Origin of the sequence: Carboxylicivirga agarovorans (assembly GCF_050589845.1) — a bacterium.
GTDB lineage: Bacteria > Bacteroidota > Bacteroidia > Bacteroidales > Marinilabiliaceae > Carboxylicivirga > Carboxylicivirga agarovorans.
The window spans coordinates 1-17496 of the sequence record NZ_JBNGPA010000027.1 but is presented as its reverse complement, the minus strand read 5'-3'; the positions used below and the strand labels follow the sequence as shown (position 1 = coordinate 17496).

The window sequence follows — 17496 nt, the reverse complement described above, 5'->3', positions numbered from 1 at the left end:
TCTCCAATTCTTTTTTATTCTTACCACTATTGAAGTACATACTATTACATATCTTTTATTTACTTGGCATAATTGCTCATGCTCAGGATACACCATGGTGCATTTATGGTCGTGTTTTGGACTTTGAGACCAATGAACCAATACCATCTGTTCATATCACATCATTAGATGGACGAAAAGGAGCTGTTTCGGGTGAAGATGGTCAATTTGAGTTGTGTGGTCTTAATAATGATACTATTACAATTAAAATAGGGCATACGGCGTTTGAGCAGCGACAAATGACTATTATCAAAGCCAAAAATGAGCAGTTGACAGTTAAATTGAGATTTAAAGTTTACCAGGCATCAGAAGTGCAGGTTAATGCTACTCAAAAGAACATTGTTGACAACTATATTCCTGGCAAGCTAACACTTAAGAAAGAAGATGTGCTGGCTATCCCTGCCTTTATGGGAAGTCCTGATGTTTTAAGAGGTTTACAATTGTTGCCTGGTATGCAGTCTGTCAGTGAAGGTAATGGAGGCATCTATGTTAGGGGTGGTTCACCGGGGCAGAATTTCGTGCTGTTTGATGGTATTGAACTAATGAACCCGACACACCTAATGGGTATTTATTCGGTGTTTAATCCTTTATTGACCAATAAGGTTGATTTTTTTAAAGGTAACGCGCCCATTCATTTGTCATCTCGCCTGGCATCATCTATTATTGTCGATACCTACAATCAGAAACCGGATAGTTCCAACTGGGCGGGTAACCTGGGGAATATTGTCAGTAACCTGACATACAATGGGGCGTCAAAGAATAAGAAATGGTACCTTAATACTGGTATACGCCGGAGTTACCTGGATATGCTGGGCCATATGGCCAGCCCGTTTATAAATGACGGTGACAACTACTTTAAGCAAAACAACTACACATTTTACGACTGGAATGGCAAATTAAAGTTTAAGTCGGGCAATGATAAAGTGGTATTCAGCTGGTACATTGGGCGTGATGATTTTTCAATGACAAGTGAAAGAAATGAAGTAACTTCAGACTCAGAATGGGGTAATGCCGGTGTTAGTTTAGCATGGAATAAACTTCTTTCACCCGATTTCAGTATGGAAAATTCCGTGTCCTATACATCTTATTTTTCAGATTTCGGCGCTGTAATACCTGATGGATCCATGCGCTTTGCAACAGATTATAAACAATATCAATTCAAAAATCGATACAGCTATAATCTGGATAAGCATTACCTAAGAGCCGGTGTTGAATTAACCATGTACAACATAATACCGCAGGATTTAAAAATAAGTTACCTAAATAATAATGAATCAACCCTAGATGATTACCAAAGTTCGGCTCTCAGAGCGTTTATTAGTGATTATTATCAACTTAATTCTCACTGGTCTGTATATACTGGTGTCGCTCTTAACTATTACAAATTAAATGAGGCCTCGGACGAAAGCTTTAAATCTGAAAAAGCACAGGTTTTACCCAATGCAACAGTCTCGGTGAATTATTATCCGCTTAAAACCGCCTCATATAAGCTTTCATACGCCTTTAATTCCCAAAACATTCATTTGGCTTCCATTGCGTCTATTCCTTTACCGTCAGATATCTGGATGCCTGCTACAGAAAAGTTACCACTAGAGACCGGACACCAGTTGACTTTCGGTTTCTTTAAAGAATATACCGAACGTCAACTCCAGTGGGGAGTTGAAGGATATGGTAAGTTAATGGATAATCAGCTGCTGCTTAAACTGAACACTGATCAAGCTGAAGTTGAAAGCATCGAAGAGAACTTTTATAAAGGCCGGGGAGTGGCCTACGGAAGTGAGTTTTACTTAAATAAGCAGGCAAAGGATTTTGAGCTGACTGTTGCATATACCTTAGGCTGGGCCCAACAGCAATATGATGGAATAAATGAGGGGGAGTGGCATGATGCCAAATATGATCGACGACATGATTTAAATCTGCAGGCAACATATGTTTTAAATGATCGCTTTGATTTTGGAACTGTATTTATTTATGCCAGTGGTAACAAAGCCACTTTGCCAACGGGACGATACTGGTTGATGGGTTCAATTGCCAATGACTATGCCGGAGTTAATAATTACAGGATGCCTGCTTATCATAGAATGGATATTTCAATGAATTATCATTTAAAATCCCGCTTGTTTGCCGAGTCCATCCTTAATTTTTCCATCATTAATTTATATGGACGAAGCAACCCTTATTATATCTATTATCAGGTTGAGGAAGGACAGCAGGATTATCAGTTAAGTATAAAAGCCATGCAGGTTTCCTTATTTCCAATTATGCCATCCATTAGCTGGCGATTTAAATTTTAAGTATGCGTATAATAGTGTTCATTGTATTAGTGGTATTGCTGGCCTGCTCGAAAGAAGTTGAAATTGATCAGGTTGATTACGAACGCAAAATTGTAGTCGATGGATGGATAGAAAATGAAGGAAGAGCCAATGTGCTTTTAACTATGAGTTCACCCTTTCTGACAGACTATGATTCGGCTTCGATCCGTAATACATTCTTAAACTATGCCAAGGTAACCATCACCAACGGAAAAGGTGAGTCAGAGGTATTGACTTTAACGCATCAGGATGAGTTTTTCCCCCCATTTATCTACAAAAGTATAAGCATGAAAGGTGAAACGGGTGAAAATTATCAATTGGAGGTAAGCTATAAAGGGAAATTAGTGACAGCTTTCACTACAATTCCTTCATTACCAGATGTCGAATGGTTGAAGTCAGAAGCTGTTTCGGACTCTGCAATGGTTATAAGCGGATGTGTGAATGATGATGCTTTGAATATAAACTATTACTATTCGCAGATTAAAACACTGCATTTCGATACCCGCTTTCATCCATCTGATAATCCGTTGATGAATGACAACTTATTCAATGGAAAACAACATATTTTTCAGGTCAAACGAAGCAATCAGCCCGATCCATTGAATATTTATAATATCGATTCGGAGCGCAATATCTTATCAGATGAGTTTGCCATTACAGATACTGTTTTAGTCAAAATTTCACAAATTGATGCTGAGTCCTACAGAGTGCTTAATGGGATATACCTTGATCATTTAAGTCATGGAAATCCGTTTTCACTGGTTGATCAAAAAACACATACCAATGTAAAAGGTGGTATAGGTCGCTGGACCGGTATGGCCTCATTGAATTATATGATTACACATGAAAAAGCCCCTCAGCAATAACTGAAGGGCTTTGAAATTTCTTTTCTGGTCGAGTTATAAACTCCACCATTTTAATTGGTTTTATTATCTGATCCTATCCATTGATTTTAATAATGCAATGTCTTTGCCAATAGCTCTTAAGGCCAAAAATGTTAGGATGAGTGCTACAACAGGGAAGGCTGTAGTAATACTGTAACTAACCACAGACGAATCATCGGCAAGTTGTGATCCTAAATAGTAGATCATGCCTGTAGAACCTAACAATAGGGCTAAATTAATTCCGCAAAGGCGTATTTGAAGCGTTCGGTTTTTGTATAAAAATATGGTAATAAAAGAAACCAGTGTGGCAACTGTTAGCAATATGCTTAATGCTAAAGTTGGTGTTACTGTTTCGCCTTCTGCGTTAGTTAAACCGCGGTAAATGAATTGAAATACCTCTTGTGTATCTGTTTCAATTTGTGCTAAGGGAATGAAAAATAAACTTCCCATAAGCAATCCACTTAATAGTAAATATAAAGTCTGAATTCTCTGTATCATCGCTTACTTATTTATACTTATTGAGCTGCGAATTTACATATTTATCGTTAAAAAACATGAAGAACTGATGAGCTTCGGTTCACGGTTCAGACCAATAAGTTTGTTTGCAGCGATTATTTATTAACACTTGCGTAAAAATGAGCCTATAAGATGTATTTTAACTCAAAAATTTCATTAATTTGAAATTAAAATAAATTTCACATGCGAAAAATAGAAGCTTCAGAGCTAATTATAAATCCGGATGGAAGTATTTTTCATTTATACCTTAAGCCGGAAGATGTAGCTCAAAATATTATACTGGTGGGGGATCCGGGTAGAGTTGAACTGATCAGTTCATTCTTTGACACCATTGAAGTAAGACGATCGAACCGTGAATTTGTATCATGCACGGGTACTTTCAACGGTAAGCGCCTAACTGTTGTAGCAACAGGTATTGGAACAGACAATATCGATATTGTTGTTAATGAATTGGATGCCCTTGTTAATATTGATTTTGAAACCAGAACTGTTAAAGAACAACATACACAACTAAACTTTGTGCGTATTGGTACATCAGGCGCCTTGCAAAAAGATTTACCGGTTGATACGTGGTTATTAAGTGAGAAAGGTATTGGTTTTGATGGATTGATCAATTTTTATGCCCGTCGCAATGAGGTAACAGACCTGGCCTTTGAAAAAGCCTTTACCGGGTCGCTTAACTGGAATCCTCTGTTAACGGCACCTTATGTTGTGGATGCTGCTGCCGAATTACTTGATAAGCTGACAGGAGAAAATGTAGTTAAAGGTGTTACAATATCAGCACCCGGTTTTTATGGTCCGCAGGGGCGTGAGTTGCGACTTGATATAGCTGATAAGCATATTAACGAGAAGATTACTGCGTTCAGACATGGTAAGTACCGGGTAACGAATTATGAGATGGAATGCTCTGCTATATATGGATTGTCTGCCTTATTAGGGCACAAAGCTGCAACTATTTGCATGATTATTGCTAATCGTTTGGCAGGAACGGCAAGTAAGGATTATAAACCTGTAATGAAAAAGCTGATTGAGCATGTATTGAATGGATTAACTAAATAATAGTCTGATGGATAGAGAGAAAATAAAGGCGCTGATCACCCTGCTGGATGATCCTAACGACGAAATATTTGCTTCTGTAGAAGACGCGTTGTTGAAGGAGCCGGTTGAAATTGTGCCTGAATTGGAAAAGGCATGGGAATCATCTTTGGATGATCTGTTTCAATCCCGTGTCGAAAATATTATCCACTCTATCCAATTAAAAGATATTTATTTCCAATTGAAAAACTGGGTGCAGACTCCAACCCGTGACTTATTATACGGGGCTTATTTGGTTTGTAAATACCAGTTTCCCGACGTTAGTTTAATTCATCTAAAAGAACAGCTGTCTGAGCTCAGAAAAGATATCTGGCTGGAAATGAATGAGCATTTGACATCGCTTGAAAAGGTAAGAATTGTTAATCATGTGATGTTTGATGTACATAAATTCTCGCGTAATACAAGCCGTTATCTCGCTCCTGAAAATAATTACATCAGCGAGGTGCTCGAAACGCATAAGGGTAATCCCTTATCTGTATCAGTCATCTATTCCATATTATGCCGCGAATTGGGGATGCCCGTATACGGGGTAAACTTACCCAAGAACTTTTTGCTGGCTTTTATTGATGAATCAGCCATGTCTGATAACGAGCAGATTAAAGATCAATCGGCTGTTCTATTCTACATTAATCCCATTAATAAGGGCGCTGTTTTGGGAAGAAAAGAAATTGAGTACTTTATAAAACAGCAAAAGCTGCAACTCAAAGAAGAGTATTTCTTACCTTGCGACAACCTGACAATAATTAAGCGGATGCTTAATAATCTTAGTTTTGGGTATGATAGTAAAGGTGAAGAAGGTAAAAGGGTAGAAATTCAAAGGATCTTAACCTTATTTGATGACTTAAAAGAGAATCCAATTTAACAATAATTCTAACTAATATACGATAATGGATAGATTATCAGGATTACAACCTCAAGAGGTATGGAAGCATTTTGAAGCGATTTGCAATGTGCCTCGTCCTTCAAAAAAGGAGGAAAAAATAATAGAGTTTTTATTAAAGTTTGCTGAAGATAACGGACTCGAGGCACATAAAGATCATATTGGTAATGTTCTTATCAGAAAGCCTGCAACTGCCGGAAGAGAAAATGTAAAATCGGTTGTGTTGCAATCACACATCGATATGGTATGTGAGAAAAACAGTGATAAGAAGTTTGATTTCGATAACGATCCGATTACACCGGTTATCGATGGCGAATGGGTAAAGGCCGATGGCACCACATTGGGTGCTGATGACGGTATAGGTATGGCTGCGCAAATGGCTCTGCTGGTGGCCGATAATATAGAGCACGGTCCGATTGAGTGTTTATTTACAGTTGATGAAGAAACAGGCTTGACTGGTGCATTTGAGCTTAAAGAAGGATTTTTTGATTCAAAAATTCTATTAAACCTGGACTCTGAAGATGACGGTGAACTTTTTATCGGTTGTGCCGGAGGTGTAGATACGATCGCAAAATTTCCTTTTACAACAGTAGCAGTCGATAAGGGATTTGCATTTAAAGTGACTGTTTCTGGTTTAAAAGGTGGACACTCAGGAGATGACATCCACAAAGGATTAGGTAATGCCAACAAGATCATTAATCGCTTTTTATGGGAGGCAAGTGAGAAATATGATTTACGATTAGCATCGTTTGACGGCGGTAATCTGCGTAATGCCATTGCACGCGAGGCTCATGCTATAGCAGTTGTTCCAGCTAGTTATAAAGAACAGGTAAGAGTAGCTTATAACATGCTGTTTCATGACGTTCAAATGGAATTAAAGGTTACTGAGCCTGAATTACGCATGAAGCTGGAGTCTGTTGATTTGCCCGAGTTTGTAATGGACCATGAAAGTCAAAGCAGACTTTTAAATGCATTATATGCCTGTCCACATGGTGTCATTGAAATGAGTCGCGATATTGAAGGATTGGTGGAAACATCCACTAACCTGGCATCGGTTAAAATGAAGGATGATCATGTTTTTGTTACAACCAGCCAGCGCAGCTCTGTTGAAAGTGCTAAAGAGGATATCGCTAATATGGTAATGTCAGTATTTAAATTGGCTGGTGCTGATGCCCGACACACAGATGGTTATCCTGGTTGGGCTCCCAATACTGATTCTGAAATATTAAAGATCACAAAAGAATCGTACGAAGCATTGTTTAAAGAAGAGCCTGTTGTAAGGGCAATACATGCTGGTTTAGAGTGTGGGTTATTCCTGGAGAAATATCCTGGAATGGATATGATTTCATTCGGGCCAACTATCAGGGGTGCACACTCGCCTGATGAGCGCATAGAAATAGTAACTGTTCAGAAATTCTGGAAACATCTGATCGATGTTCTTGATCGAATTCCAGAAGCATAAAATAAGAAAGCCGGATGATTATCCGGCTTTTATTTTATTTAGTCTTTTACTTTATCAGTGTAGGGTACTTTCCCTTTTTAATAGCGCTAAAAAGTTCTGTTTTGGCTTCACAACCGCAGCTTCCGCTGCTACATGCTGTCTTTCCCGCAGCTGGTTTGACCAGTCTGAAGAAGAATAGTATTACCTGATAAAAAGCCCAGATAACTGCGGCATATGTCAAAATATCCTGTATCATTGAAATTAGAACAATAAATGACCAATCTGGTTCACTGCAAAGGCTAATGTCCAGGCAAGGCCGGTTGTGTATACAATGGTGAATAATGCCCATTTCCAGGCGCCCGATTCTTTTCGTATAGCCGCAATCACTGCAACACAAGGGAAATAGATCAATATGAATAGCATAAAACCAAAAGCTGTAATTTTATTGAAAACAGGTGTTCCATCCGCATATTTCTCTTCCCGGATCTGACTGATTAGCTTGGATGATTCCTCCGAATCATCGTCAGAATGGTATATAACAGCCATGGTACTGATCACAATTTCCTTGGCTGCGATTCCGGTAATAAGGCTGACACCCATTTTCCAGTCAAAACCAAGTGGTTTTATGACCGGTTCGATTGATTTGCCCAATCGGCCAATATAAGTATTGCTTTGGTGTTCACTTTTCTTCAGCAGTGCGATGGAGTCTGTTTTAAAGGCTAATTCTTGCTCATAAGAGCTTTTGAGTTCCCCCTGGCTATTGGCAATCAGTGATGCATATTCAGTATTTAACAGCTCTGTTTTACTGTCAAAGTCCTGCGAATACTCCACATTTTGCGGGAAATAGCTCAGAAACCAAATAATTATAGATGCTACCAGGATAATACCTCCCATTTTTTTCAGATACTCGGCACCTTTGTGCCACATGTGGCGAATGGTGTTTTTTAGTGTCGGAATGCGATAGGGAGGGAGTTCCATCACAAATGGTACTTCGTCATGTTTGAATATAAAACGTTTGAACAGGCGGGCAATCAAAACTGCCAACAAAATACCTATGCCATAGATGGTGAATAGCATGGTGCCTGCATTTTCAGGGAAAATGGCACCAATGATCAGGATGTATACAGGTAAACGGGCGCTGCATGACATAAAAGGGTTAATCAGCATGGTTAGCAAACGATTATTCCTGTTTTCAATCGTGCGTGTTGCCATTACCGCCGGTACATTACAGCCAAATCCCATTACCAATGGAATAAATGACTTTCCATGAAGCCCCATTTTGTGCATTAGTTTATCCATAATAAAAGCTGCGCGCGCCATATATCCCGTATCCTCCATAAAAGAAATAAAGAAAAACAGGATGAGGATATTGGGTAGAAATACAATGACACCGCCAACGCCACCTATGACACCGTCAACCAACAGATGTTTAAAAGAGCCGTCGGGCATTATAGTACTCACAAAGTCTGATAAATGACCAACACCCGCTTCGATCCAGTTCATCGGGTATTCACCTAAGCGAAACGTAGCCTGAAACATGAGCCACATTAAAAAGATGAAGATTGGAAAACCGAATAAACGGTGTGTGATAATGGCATCAATACTGTCGGTTCGTCGCCTTCTTGTTCTCGGGTTTTCGGTAAATGTTTCTTTCAGTGCACCGGCAACGAATCCATATCTCGAATCGGTAAAAATTGATTCAGAATCCTCGTTGGATTGTTTTTCTATTTTAACGGTCAGTCGCTCTGTTTCTTCAATTATTGAACTGTAAAGGTTTTTGTTGGCGTTCATATAACTAAAGAGTTGTTCGTCTTTTTCAAGTGCCTTAATGGCCAGGTATCGCGGTGAAACGCGGTTGGCAATATCTCCCGCAGCAGAGAACAAATCATCCAGCTTGGCAATGGCTTTTTCCAGCAGTTCACCATAATTAACATGTATGTGTCTGACTACAGGATCTCTGTCTTCATAAACCTCTATCAGTTTATCAAATAGTTCTGTTACACCCTTACCTTTAGAGCTGACCGTTGGAACAAAAGGTATACCCAGCATACCACCCAGTTGCTTGTAGTCCAGCTGATCGCCCCGGTTTTGCATCTCATCAAACATATTGAGAGCAACAACTACTTTTATATCCAGGTCAATGAGTTGTGTTGTGAGGTACAGGTTGCGTTCCAGGTTTGAGCTATCCAGCACATTGACAACTATATCAGGTGTTTCGCTGGTGATGTGTTCCCTCACAAACGTTTCTTCCGGTGAATAGGCTGATATGCTGTAGGTTCCCGGTAGATCTATAATGTTGAAATTGTAGCCATTATGACTGAAAGTAGCAGCCTTCGAATCGACAGTGACACCACTGTAATTACCAACATGTTCCTTTGCGCCACTGGCATAATTGAACAGTGTTGTTTTGCCACAATTGGGGTTACCAACCAGTGCTATGTTTATTGAACGGTGTTTTTTATTGGCCGTCTGCTTGAGTATGTCATCGGTTAAAGTGCCTTGAAATGGTGTATCACCAATGTTTTTAGCTTCTTCAACCGTTATGACTTCAATAAGTTTGGCTTCGCTGCGGCGAAGTGATATTTTATAGTCAAGTATTTGGTATTCAATTGGATCTTTTAAAGGGGCGTTTTTAACAACGGTAACTTTTTTCCCTTTGATAAAGCCCATTTCTGTAATACGTTTACGAAAAGCACCGTGTCCCTTAACTTTAACGATTACTCCTTCGCTACCATTGCTTAATTCAGATAAATTCATGAAAACTTAATTGTATAGTCCCAATTGTTATAACGTACAAAACTACTTTTGTAAAGTGGCTATTGCAATACCTAAAAGTAGTGATTTTGTCCGTATGCCAAAATAATCCTCCTTATACATTATAACTTTTTAGGCCCGATTCCGTTTATATAATTAATATGAAAGAAATGGAAAGTGACAATAAACTGGAACAAATACTTAAAAACTACCCCGATAGCGTAACAGTACTGGAAGAGGCAATTGATGTTAAGCTACAGGTTAAATATTTTAAGGAGACCAGGAAACAAAAAGAATCACTGGATAAAGTGACTGCTTTGAAAAAAAAGGATAAACTGTTTGATAAAGATTATTCTGAGGATGAGAAGAAATTGCTTTTATGCCAGTTGGCTTCGATCAATGAAGTTGAAGCTTATCGTACAATTGAGCGATATGTGTCTTGTCCTGATGAATCTCTCGCTCAATGGGCAATCTTAGCTTTTCAGGAGAGTAAGATGTTGATGCATAGTGAGTTTATGGATCAAAAACCACTTTTTATATCCACCGGTCTTGGTGGGAAAGGCAGTCAGCTGCGCTATTTTGTTGTTATTTTTACACGTGACCAGGCTGTTTTTACTCCATACCAGGAGAAATTGGTCATGAATGAGATTGTGTATGCTTTTAATAAAGAAAAGGCAGAATTGGAAGAAATCGAATTTATGGGGTACTATGTGAAGTTTACCGGTCTGGTGCCATTAAATACCGGATTAAAAAAATTACTTTCAGACCTGGTTAAACATTGTAACGAACTAGGCGATTTTTTAGATACGTCTGTTTTAGTTACCAATGTTAAAAAATTGTCTGCTGGCGAAATTGAGCAGCTGATGGATAAAAAAACAGCATGAAAATTAATTAAGGATCCGCTTAAAATGGAAAATAAAATTGTAAATGTGGCCATACAAGTATTGCCAATGTCAGATAAGTATGAAATGTATGATATGGTAGATGAGGCAATTGCTCTTATTCAAAATTCTGGTTTGAAGTATAGAATAACACCTTTTGAAACGGTAGTTGAAGGTGAATATACAGAAGTGATGAATTTAGTTCAGAGAGTTCAGGCCGCTTGTTATGCAAGTGGTGCCGAAAAACTGCTTTGTAATCTCAAGATACAGTCACACAGCACTAATGACGTTCAGATAGAGGATAAAGTAGGAAAGTATGAATAAAAAAAAAGGCTGCATTTGCAGCCTTTTTTATGATGTTAATGTCAAATTATTCATGTAAATCTTCAAATTCTACACTTGTGTATTCAGCTGTAGCCGGTTGCTCTTCAACATTTTCAATCGTTTGGTTTTGCTGAATAAAACCTACAGTTTCCTGAAGACCGTTGATGAACTTTTCGAAGTCTTCTTTATATAGAAAGATTTTATGTTTTTCAAAATGATACTTACCATCTTGATCGTAACGCTTCTTACTTTCTGTAATCGTTAAATAATAATCATTCTTTCTAGTGGCTTTAACATCAAAAAAGTAAGTTCTTTTTCCTGCTCTTATTGCCTTTGAAAAGATTTCATCTCTATCATTCTTTTCAAATCCATCATTTTTTTCAAATCCTTCCATCGTTTTCTTTATTGTTTTGGAAACAGCTTGTGGGCTTGTGTGCTTCAAAAATGATAATTATTTCCATATTTACCAATCTTTTTTTTACAATTTTTTGATGTTTTTTATAGAAAGAAACATTAATGATTCTAAACTAACTATCTAATGTTAATGCTAAAATAAAGTGGAACAGGTGTTTAATATAATTGAAATTGATTTAGCTACACTTTAGATTATTTAAATAATATTCACAAAGGCATTTTGCTTTACTTGTTAGCTTTATATTATCATTTCTTTAAGAATATACATCGTGCAATTCAGCGTGTCTGATTAACTTACCAATTTTATAAAATAACTCTTTTCAAAAGGCCTTGATGCAATTAAAAAAAAAGCTACTTTTGCATTAGTAAATAGTAAAAAAAGTTCTTTAAGGATGTTAAGTAGAAGATTGTTAAGAGTAAAAGTTGTGCAAATGGCATATGCACATTACCAAAAGGGTGAGGTGTCGATACAACAAACAGAAATTGAGTTGTTTCATAGCATAGCTAAATCTCATGAGATGTATCACTCGTTCTTGCTGTTGTTGCTTGAACTAAAGAATTTTGCCGAGAACAGAATTGAGCTTCGTAAACAAAAGAAACGTCCTTCAGAAGAAGATTTAAACCCCAATATGCGTTTCGTGGAAAATGGTTTTCTGATGCAATTGGCTGGTAACGAGGCGTTGATGGCTTACAATAGTAAGAATGGAACGCCATGGGCAGATCAACCTGAAACCATTAAGGCATTATTTAATGTTGTTGCCGAATCAGATATGTATAATGACTACATGACTACTGAGGCTGGTGATTATGATGCTGATAAACGATTTATTGCCAAACTTCTTGAAAAGGTAATTGCTCCCTTTGAGAGCTTGTATACCATATTCGAAGAGCAAAGTGTTTATTGGAATGATGAAGTTGAGTTTGTCATTTCAATGGTAGTAAAAACCATTAAAGGATTTGCTCAGGAAAATGGTTCTGCAGAAGCATTATTGCCAGAATTCAAGGATGATGAAGATCGCGATTTTGTGCAGCGCCTGTGTCGCAAGACCCTGGTGAACCAGAAAGATAATATGAATCTGATTAAGAAGTTTACCAAAAACTGGGACTTTGATCGTGTTGCATATCTGGATGTGGTATTAATGCAGGTTGCCATTGCCGAAATTGTAGAGTTCAAGAATATTCCGATTAATGTTTCACTGAATGAATACATTGAGATTGCGAAGTACTACTCAACCAATAAGAGTGGTGTTTTCATCAATGGTGTATTGGATAAGATAAGTGAGCATTTAATTGAAGAAAAAATTATCAATAAACCAGGTAAGGTTAGTAAATAATTGATAATGAATTTTCGCCTGATAGGTTTTTTTGTTTTTAATGTTGTTGTTTCTGTTTCGTGCATTAACACAGCTAAAAAACAACCCCAAGGTAAAGGGAAGCTAAGATTCACCGAGTTGTCATATAATTTTGGAGAACTCAAACATGGTGATGTTGTGGGGCACCGGTTTAAGGTGATCAACGACGGCGCGTATCCGGTAGTCATTCAAAAAGTTAAAAAAGGATGCGGATGTACCGATGTCGTTTTTCCCAAGAAACCAATTGAGGCGAAGGATTCTGCTTATGTTGAAGTTGTTTTTGATACCAAGGGCTGGAATGGGAGGCAGGTGAAACAAGTGGTTGTACACGCTAATGATTCAATAAAAAAGCACGAGTTATTAATTTGGGCTAGTATTAAATAAAAGATAACATTATAACTATGAACGTATTATTAAACATGCTTCCTCAGGCTGCTGAAGGAGGAAGTCCATTAATGTCATTTGCACCATTTGTGCTTATCATCATCGTTTTTTATTTCTTTATGATTCGTCCGCAAATGAAGCGTCAGAAGGAATTGCGCAAGTACCGTGAAGCTTTGAAAAAAGGAGATAAGGTTATTACTACCGGTGGAATTTACGGTAAAGTATCTGAAGTGAAAGATCAGTTTGTTACTGTTGAAATTGCAGATGGTGTTAAAGTGAAAATGGACAAGTCAGCCATCGTTATGGATATGACCGATGTTGCTGCAAATAAATAGCAGGTAGTTTTGATATGAGGTTTCTGCTAAAGATTATTTACTTTTGTGGGTAATCTGACAAGTAAACCATGGATAAGGTAAAAAAACTACTAGATAAATATTTACAACGTATTAAAGGAAAAACCAGGGAGGTACGCGATGATGGAAACGCGCTTATCTTCTTGGTTTTTTTATTTTTAGCCGCTTGTTTCTGGGTTCTGAATGCCTTGAGAAAGGATAATTATACAACCGAAGTAAATTTTCCTGTAAAATATACGAACGTAGGAAGTAATGAGATTGTAAAAGGTAGCCTGAAACGTGATCTGACACTGAAAATAAGAGGAGGAGGTTTCAAAATTTTACCTTATCATCTTCGTCAACGCTTTTCCGCCGAAGCAATCGATATATCACGTTTAAGAAGGGTCAATATCGATGGAGTTAAAGGAGCATATATTAACTCGGGTGAGTATTATTCACTGATCGAAGGAAAGTTGGCTGTAGGGTTGGAGTTAGTTGATATCTCGCCTGATACCTTGTTTATACCTTTAATTGAAAAGAAATCGAAAAAAGTACCGGTTAAGGTTGACGCCAATGTGAGTTTTGAACAGCAATGTCAATTATCTGGTGATATTAAGGTTGAACCTGATTCTGTTCTTATTTCAGGTTCTGATGAAATATTACAGGAGGTAAGTTTCGTTTCAACCAAGTCAATGTTTTTTGAAAAACTGTCTGATACAATAGTCAGAAATATTGCACTCGAAAAGAATGAGAGTTTCGATATTGCGGTAAAACGGGTTGTTGTTACAGTGCCTGTTGAACCGTTTACAGAGGCCAATGTTCTTGTACCCGTAAGGGCAATTAATCTGCCGGATAGTCTTGTGCTCAAATCATTTCCACCTGAGGTTGTAATATCCTATCACATAGGCTTAAGTCGTCCCTTATTTTCAATCGACGATTTCAAAGCCAATGTTGACTTTAGTAATATTGATCTGAATAAGTTACCCAGTCGCCTAAAGGTAAAGGTTAATACATCTCCGGATGATATCAATAATATGGCGTATCAGCCTGTGTTTGTGGAATATTTGTTGGAGCGAAAGGATAACTAATGATAAAAATTGGATTGACAGGAGGGATTGGAAGTGGTAAGTCAACGGTTGTGAGGTTGATTGAATTTTTGGGATATCACGTGTATGTGGCCGATGTTGAGGCGAAAAGAATAATTAATTCTGATCAGCTTGTTAAGCAGCGTGTCATTGAACTACTTGGGGAAGATGCTTATACCCAATCAGGGTATAATGTAAAGTTTGTGGCGAAAAAGGTTTTTAGTGATAAAAAACTGCTTGCTGCCCTAAATACGATTGTGCATCCGGCAGTTTATGCTCATTTTAATAACTGGTGTGATGCCCATAAGCATGAGGAAATGATTTTTCAGGAGGCTGCGATCTTATTTGAAAATGGTAGTTACACAAAGTTTGATAAAACAATTTTAGTGACTGCACCTGAACTGATGCGAATGGGTAGGGTAATGAGACGTGATGGTTTAAGCGAAAAAGAAGTAAAGGTCAGAATTGATCGGCAATGGGATGATAAGGATAAAATACCATTGGCAGATTACATTGTGAAATGTGATGGGAATCATTTGGTGATACCTCAATTATTAGACATTATTAAAAAGATAAAATGGGATTGTTAGGGTCATTTTTAGGAGCACAACTGGGATGGTGGACAATGGGTTCGATTGGTGCGATATTAGGTCTTGTATTTGGTCATATTACCGAAGAACAGGCGTCGTTCATAAAAGGGAAGAAGCAAAGCCCCCGGCAACAATCACGTAGTGGTTTCCTGGCAACATTGCTGGTGCTGATAGCTGCCGTTATGAAGGCTGACGGGCGTGTGGTGAAGTCTGAGTTGGACTACGTGAAACGAAGTTTGGTGGCCACATTTGGTGAAGATGAGGCCGCTAAGGCTTTGTTGATGTTGCGTGATATTTTAAATCAGGATATACCTCTAAATGATGTGGTACACCAGGCGCGTGTTAATATCGATTACCCGTCAAAAGTGCAGTTAATGCATTTGTTGTTTGGCATTGCCCTGGCTGATGGTAAAGTAACAAGCGATGAGCAGCATTATTTATTTCATATTTCTTCGGGTCTTGGAATTTCAAAGCAGGATTTTGAGGCAGTAAGTGCTATGTTTATTAAAAGTACTACTTCGGCCTATAAAACCCTGGAGATAAATAAGGATGCATCGGATGATGAAGTGAAAAAAGCATACAAGAAAATGGCCATGCGCTTTCATCCTGATAAGGTGGCCCACCTGGGAGAGGATATACGAAAAGATGCTGAAGCCAAATTCAAAAAAATTAATGATGCCTACATGGAAATTAAAAAAGAAAGAGGTATAAAGTAAATAGTGTTAACTGTTGAAAAAATCTTTTGCTTAAAGCGTCTTTAGTTTTATTTTTGCACAAAATCTAAAATAGAATACAATGTTAAAAGGATTATTAGCAATATCAGGTCAGAGAGGATTGTTTAAGCTGGTGTCGCAAGCCAAGAATTCGATTATTGTTGAATCGTTAATCGATGGAAAAAGAATACCTGCTTATGCTACTTCAAGAATCAGTGCCTTGGAGGATATATCAATATATACTGAAGATGAGGATGTTAAGTTGTTCGATGTCTTTAAGGCTATATATGAGAAGGAAAGTGGAGGAGCTGCCATCTCTCCAAAAAGTTCTGGTAATGACTTAAAATCTTATTTTGAGGAAATATTGCCTTTGTATGATAAGGACAGAGTATATGTGTCAGACATTAAAAAAGTTTTGACCTGGTATAATCTGTTGATTGAAAAAGAACTTTTCGATCCTAATGCTACTGAAGAAGAAGAAGTTGAAGAGACTGAGGACTAGAAAAATAAGTCAATGAAATACAAAAGGTGCCTGTTTAGGCGCCTTTTTTTGTATATTACCTGTAACATTTCTTAGTTTGTAAGCGTCGTACTTTTTTAATTATGAAAAACCTTATCTTATGAGAATTACATTTCTACTATTCTTGCTTTTTGCTGCTTTCGCACAGGTAAATGGCCAAAGTCGTGTTTATACAGTTACCAGTGGCGAAATGATTTTTGGCTGGGCCGATGTTGAACAAGCCCCTCTCGGAGGTGGTGATATGGAAAATATATCCAATAATCTTCGTTTTACTGTCTTTTTGCATTTAGGACAATATGTTCATCTTGATTTGAGCAATTCTATTGGCTTATTCTCAGGTTTAGCCATTCGTAATATTGGTTTTATTACCGATGATGATGCATTGGACCTCGATGTTGAAAAGGAAAAGCATCGATCATACACATTGGGGTTGCCGCTCGCACTTAAGCTTGGGTCATTTCGCGACCATTTTTACTTATATGGAGGTGGTGAATATGAATTACTTTTTCATTATAAATACAAATACTGGATAGATGGTGATAAACACAAAACCTCGGAGTGGTTTAGTGATCGGACAAACAGATTTGTTCCATCTTTATTTGCGGGAGTGCAATTTCCAAGAGGTTTAAATGTGAAGTTTAAATACTATCTGGATGATTTTCTGAATAGTGATTTTAAGAAGGGAGATAATCCATTGAATGATTATTCACGATATGGTAAAACCCAAATGTTCCACATCTCGGTGAGCTGGCAATTTGATACACGTGATATAGAGAAAATATGGGGAGGAGAAGGTTCTGGAAGAACCTATGATGCCAGAATATAGCTTAAGAATAAAATCATCATAAAAGAAAAGGGCTCCGCAAGGCGCCCTTTTTTTATACCCACTATTTATCACTTCCAATACACTTTGATACTAAACCCAGTTTAAACACACAATAAACACATACCAAATACAGATTAAATTCAGCCTGAGTCGA

Annotated in this window: 18 protein-coding genes; 15 read left to right on the top strand and 3 right to left on the bottom strand. The window is 37.8% G+C overall.

The annotated features are described in order from the left end of the window. Nucleotides 1-29 precede the first annotated feature (29 nt). Nucleotides 30-2333 carry a TonB-dependent receptor gene (locus tag ACRD69_RS19580; protein WP_430816828.1) on the top strand — a complete coding sequence of 768 codons (2304 nt, stop codon included), beginning with the start codon at nt 30-32 and terminating at the stop codon, nt 2331-2333. Between the two features lie 2 nt (nt 2334-2335). Next, nucleotides 2336-3217 (top strand): DUF4249 domain-containing protein, encoded by an 882-nt coding sequence (locus tag ACRD69_RS19575; RefSeq protein ID WP_430816827.1) that lies wholly within the window; start codon nt 2336-2338, stop codon nt 3215-3217. 63 nt (nt 3218-3280) lie between these two features. Here the strand turns inward: ACRD69_RS19575 and ACRD69_RS19570 are convergent, their stop codons facing one another. Further along, a complete protein-coding gene (locus tag ACRD69_RS19570; RefSeq protein WP_430816826.1) occupies nt 3281-3733 on the bottom strand; it encodes a DUF4293 domain-containing protein in 453 nt (150 codons plus the stop codon). Nucleotides 3734-3934: 201 nt separating this feature from the next. On the opposite strand from ACRD69_RS19570, the gene ACRD69_RS19565 reads away from it, so the two are divergent. Genes ACRD69_RS19565 through ACRD69_RS19555 form a run of 3 tightly spaced genes read left to right on the top strand, consistent with a single transcriptional unit; the run spans nt 3935 to nt 7188 of the window. Then, on the top strand, nt 3935-4810 hold the full coding sequence (locus ACRD69_RS19565) for a nucleoside phosphorylase (RefSeq protein ID WP_430816825.1): 876 nt from the start codon (nt 3935-3937) through the stop codon (nt 4808-4810). 7 nt (nt 4811-4817) lie between these two features. After that, a complete protein-coding gene (locus ACRD69_RS19560; RefSeq protein ID WP_430816824.1) occupies nt 4818-5708 on the top strand; it encodes a transglutaminase-like domain-containing protein in 891 nt (296 codons plus the stop codon). A gap of 25 nt (nt 5709-5733) precedes the next feature. Then, complete coding sequence (locus ACRD69_RS19555; RefSeq protein ID WP_430816823.1) at nt 5734-7188, top strand: aminoacyl-histidine dipeptidase; 1455 nt, start codon at nt 5734-5736, stop codon at nt 7186-7188. A gap of 240 nt (nt 7189-7428) precedes the next feature. Here ACRD69_RS19555 and feoB read toward each other — a convergent pair whose 3' ends face one another. Next, nucleotides 7429-9924 carry a ferrous iron transport protein B gene (gene feoB, locus ACRD69_RS19550; protein WP_430816822.1) on the bottom strand — a complete coding sequence of 832 codons (2496 nt, stop codon included), beginning with the start codon at nt 9922-9924 and terminating at the stop codon, nt 7429-7431. A 158-nt stretch (nt 9925-10082) separates the two neighbouring features. Between feoB and ACRD69_RS19545 the strand changes: the two genes are divergently transcribed. Continuing rightward, the gene (locus ACRD69_RS19545; protein ID WP_430816821.1) at nt 10083-10805 is read left to right on the top strand and encodes a hypothetical protein; all 723 of its coding nucleotides are present in this window, start codon (nt 10083-10085) and stop codon (nt 10803-10805) included. 24 nt (nt 10806-10829) lie between these two features. Then, on the top strand, nt 10830-11126 hold the full coding sequence (locus ACRD69_RS19540; protein ID WP_430816820.1) for a thiamine-binding protein: 297 nt from the start codon (nt 10830-10832) through the stop codon (nt 11124-11126). Nucleotides 11127-11172: 46 nt separating this feature from the next. Here ACRD69_RS19540 and ACRD69_RS19535 read toward each other — a convergent pair whose 3' ends face one another. Then, complete coding sequence (locus tag ACRD69_RS19535) at nt 11173-11520, bottom strand: DUF3276 family protein (protein WP_430816819.1); 348 nt, start codon at nt 11518-11520, stop codon at nt 11173-11175. Nucleotides 11521-11971: 451 nt separating this feature from the next. Between ACRD69_RS19535 and nusB the strand changes: the two genes are divergently transcribed. The 8 genes from nusB (at nt 11972) to ACRD69_RS19495 (ending at nt 17342) form a co-directional block, all read left to right on the top strand. Beyond that, complete coding sequence (nusB, locus tag ACRD69_RS19530) at nt 11972-12874, top strand: transcription antitermination factor NusB (protein ID WP_430816818.1); 903 nt, start codon at nt 11972-11974, stop codon at nt 12872-12874. 6 nt (nt 12875-12880) lie between these two features. Continuing rightward, the gene (locus ACRD69_RS19525; RefSeq protein ID WP_430816817.1) at nt 12881-13276 is read left to right on the top strand and encodes a DUF1573 domain-containing protein; all 396 of its coding nucleotides are present in this window, start codon (nt 12881-12883) and stop codon (nt 13274-13276) included. Nucleotides 13277-13293: 17 nt separating this feature from the next. Further along, a complete protein-coding gene (gene yajC, locus ACRD69_RS19520) occupies nt 13294-13611 on the top strand; it encodes a preprotein translocase subunit YajC (RefSeq protein ID WP_430816816.1) in 318 nt (105 codons plus the stop codon). Nucleotides 13612-13679: 68 nt separating this feature from the next. Then, a complete protein-coding gene (locus ACRD69_RS19515; RefSeq protein WP_430816815.1) occupies nt 13680-14696 on the top strand; it encodes a YbbR-like domain-containing protein in 1017 nt (338 codons plus the stop codon). After that, entirely contained in the window at nt 14696-15283 is a 588-nt protein-coding gene (gene coaE / locus ACRD69_RS19510; RefSeq protein ID WP_430816814.1) for a dephospho-CoA kinase, read from the top strand. The genes ACRD69_RS19515 and coaE overlap by 1 nt, the downstream gene beginning before the upstream one ends. After that, the gene (locus ACRD69_RS19505; RefSeq protein WP_430816813.1) at nt 15271-15999 is read left to right on the top strand and encodes a TerB family tellurite resistance protein; all 729 of its coding nucleotides are present in this window, start codon (nt 15271-15273) and stop codon (nt 15997-15999) included. The genes coaE and ACRD69_RS19505 overlap by 13 nt, the downstream gene beginning before the upstream one ends. 79 nt (nt 16000-16078) lie before the next feature. Next, nucleotides 16079-16498: a DUF5606 family protein gene (locus ACRD69_RS19500; RefSeq protein ID WP_430816812.1), complete on the top strand. Its 420-nt coding sequence runs from the start codon at nt 16079-16081 to the stop codon at nt 16496-16498. A gap of 118 nt (nt 16499-16616) precedes the next feature. Then, a complete protein-coding gene (locus ACRD69_RS19495; RefSeq protein ID WP_430816811.1) occupies nt 16617-17342 on the top strand; it encodes an outer membrane beta-barrel protein in 726 nt (241 codons plus the stop codon). The last annotated feature ends 154 nt before the right edge of the window (nt 17343-17496 follow it).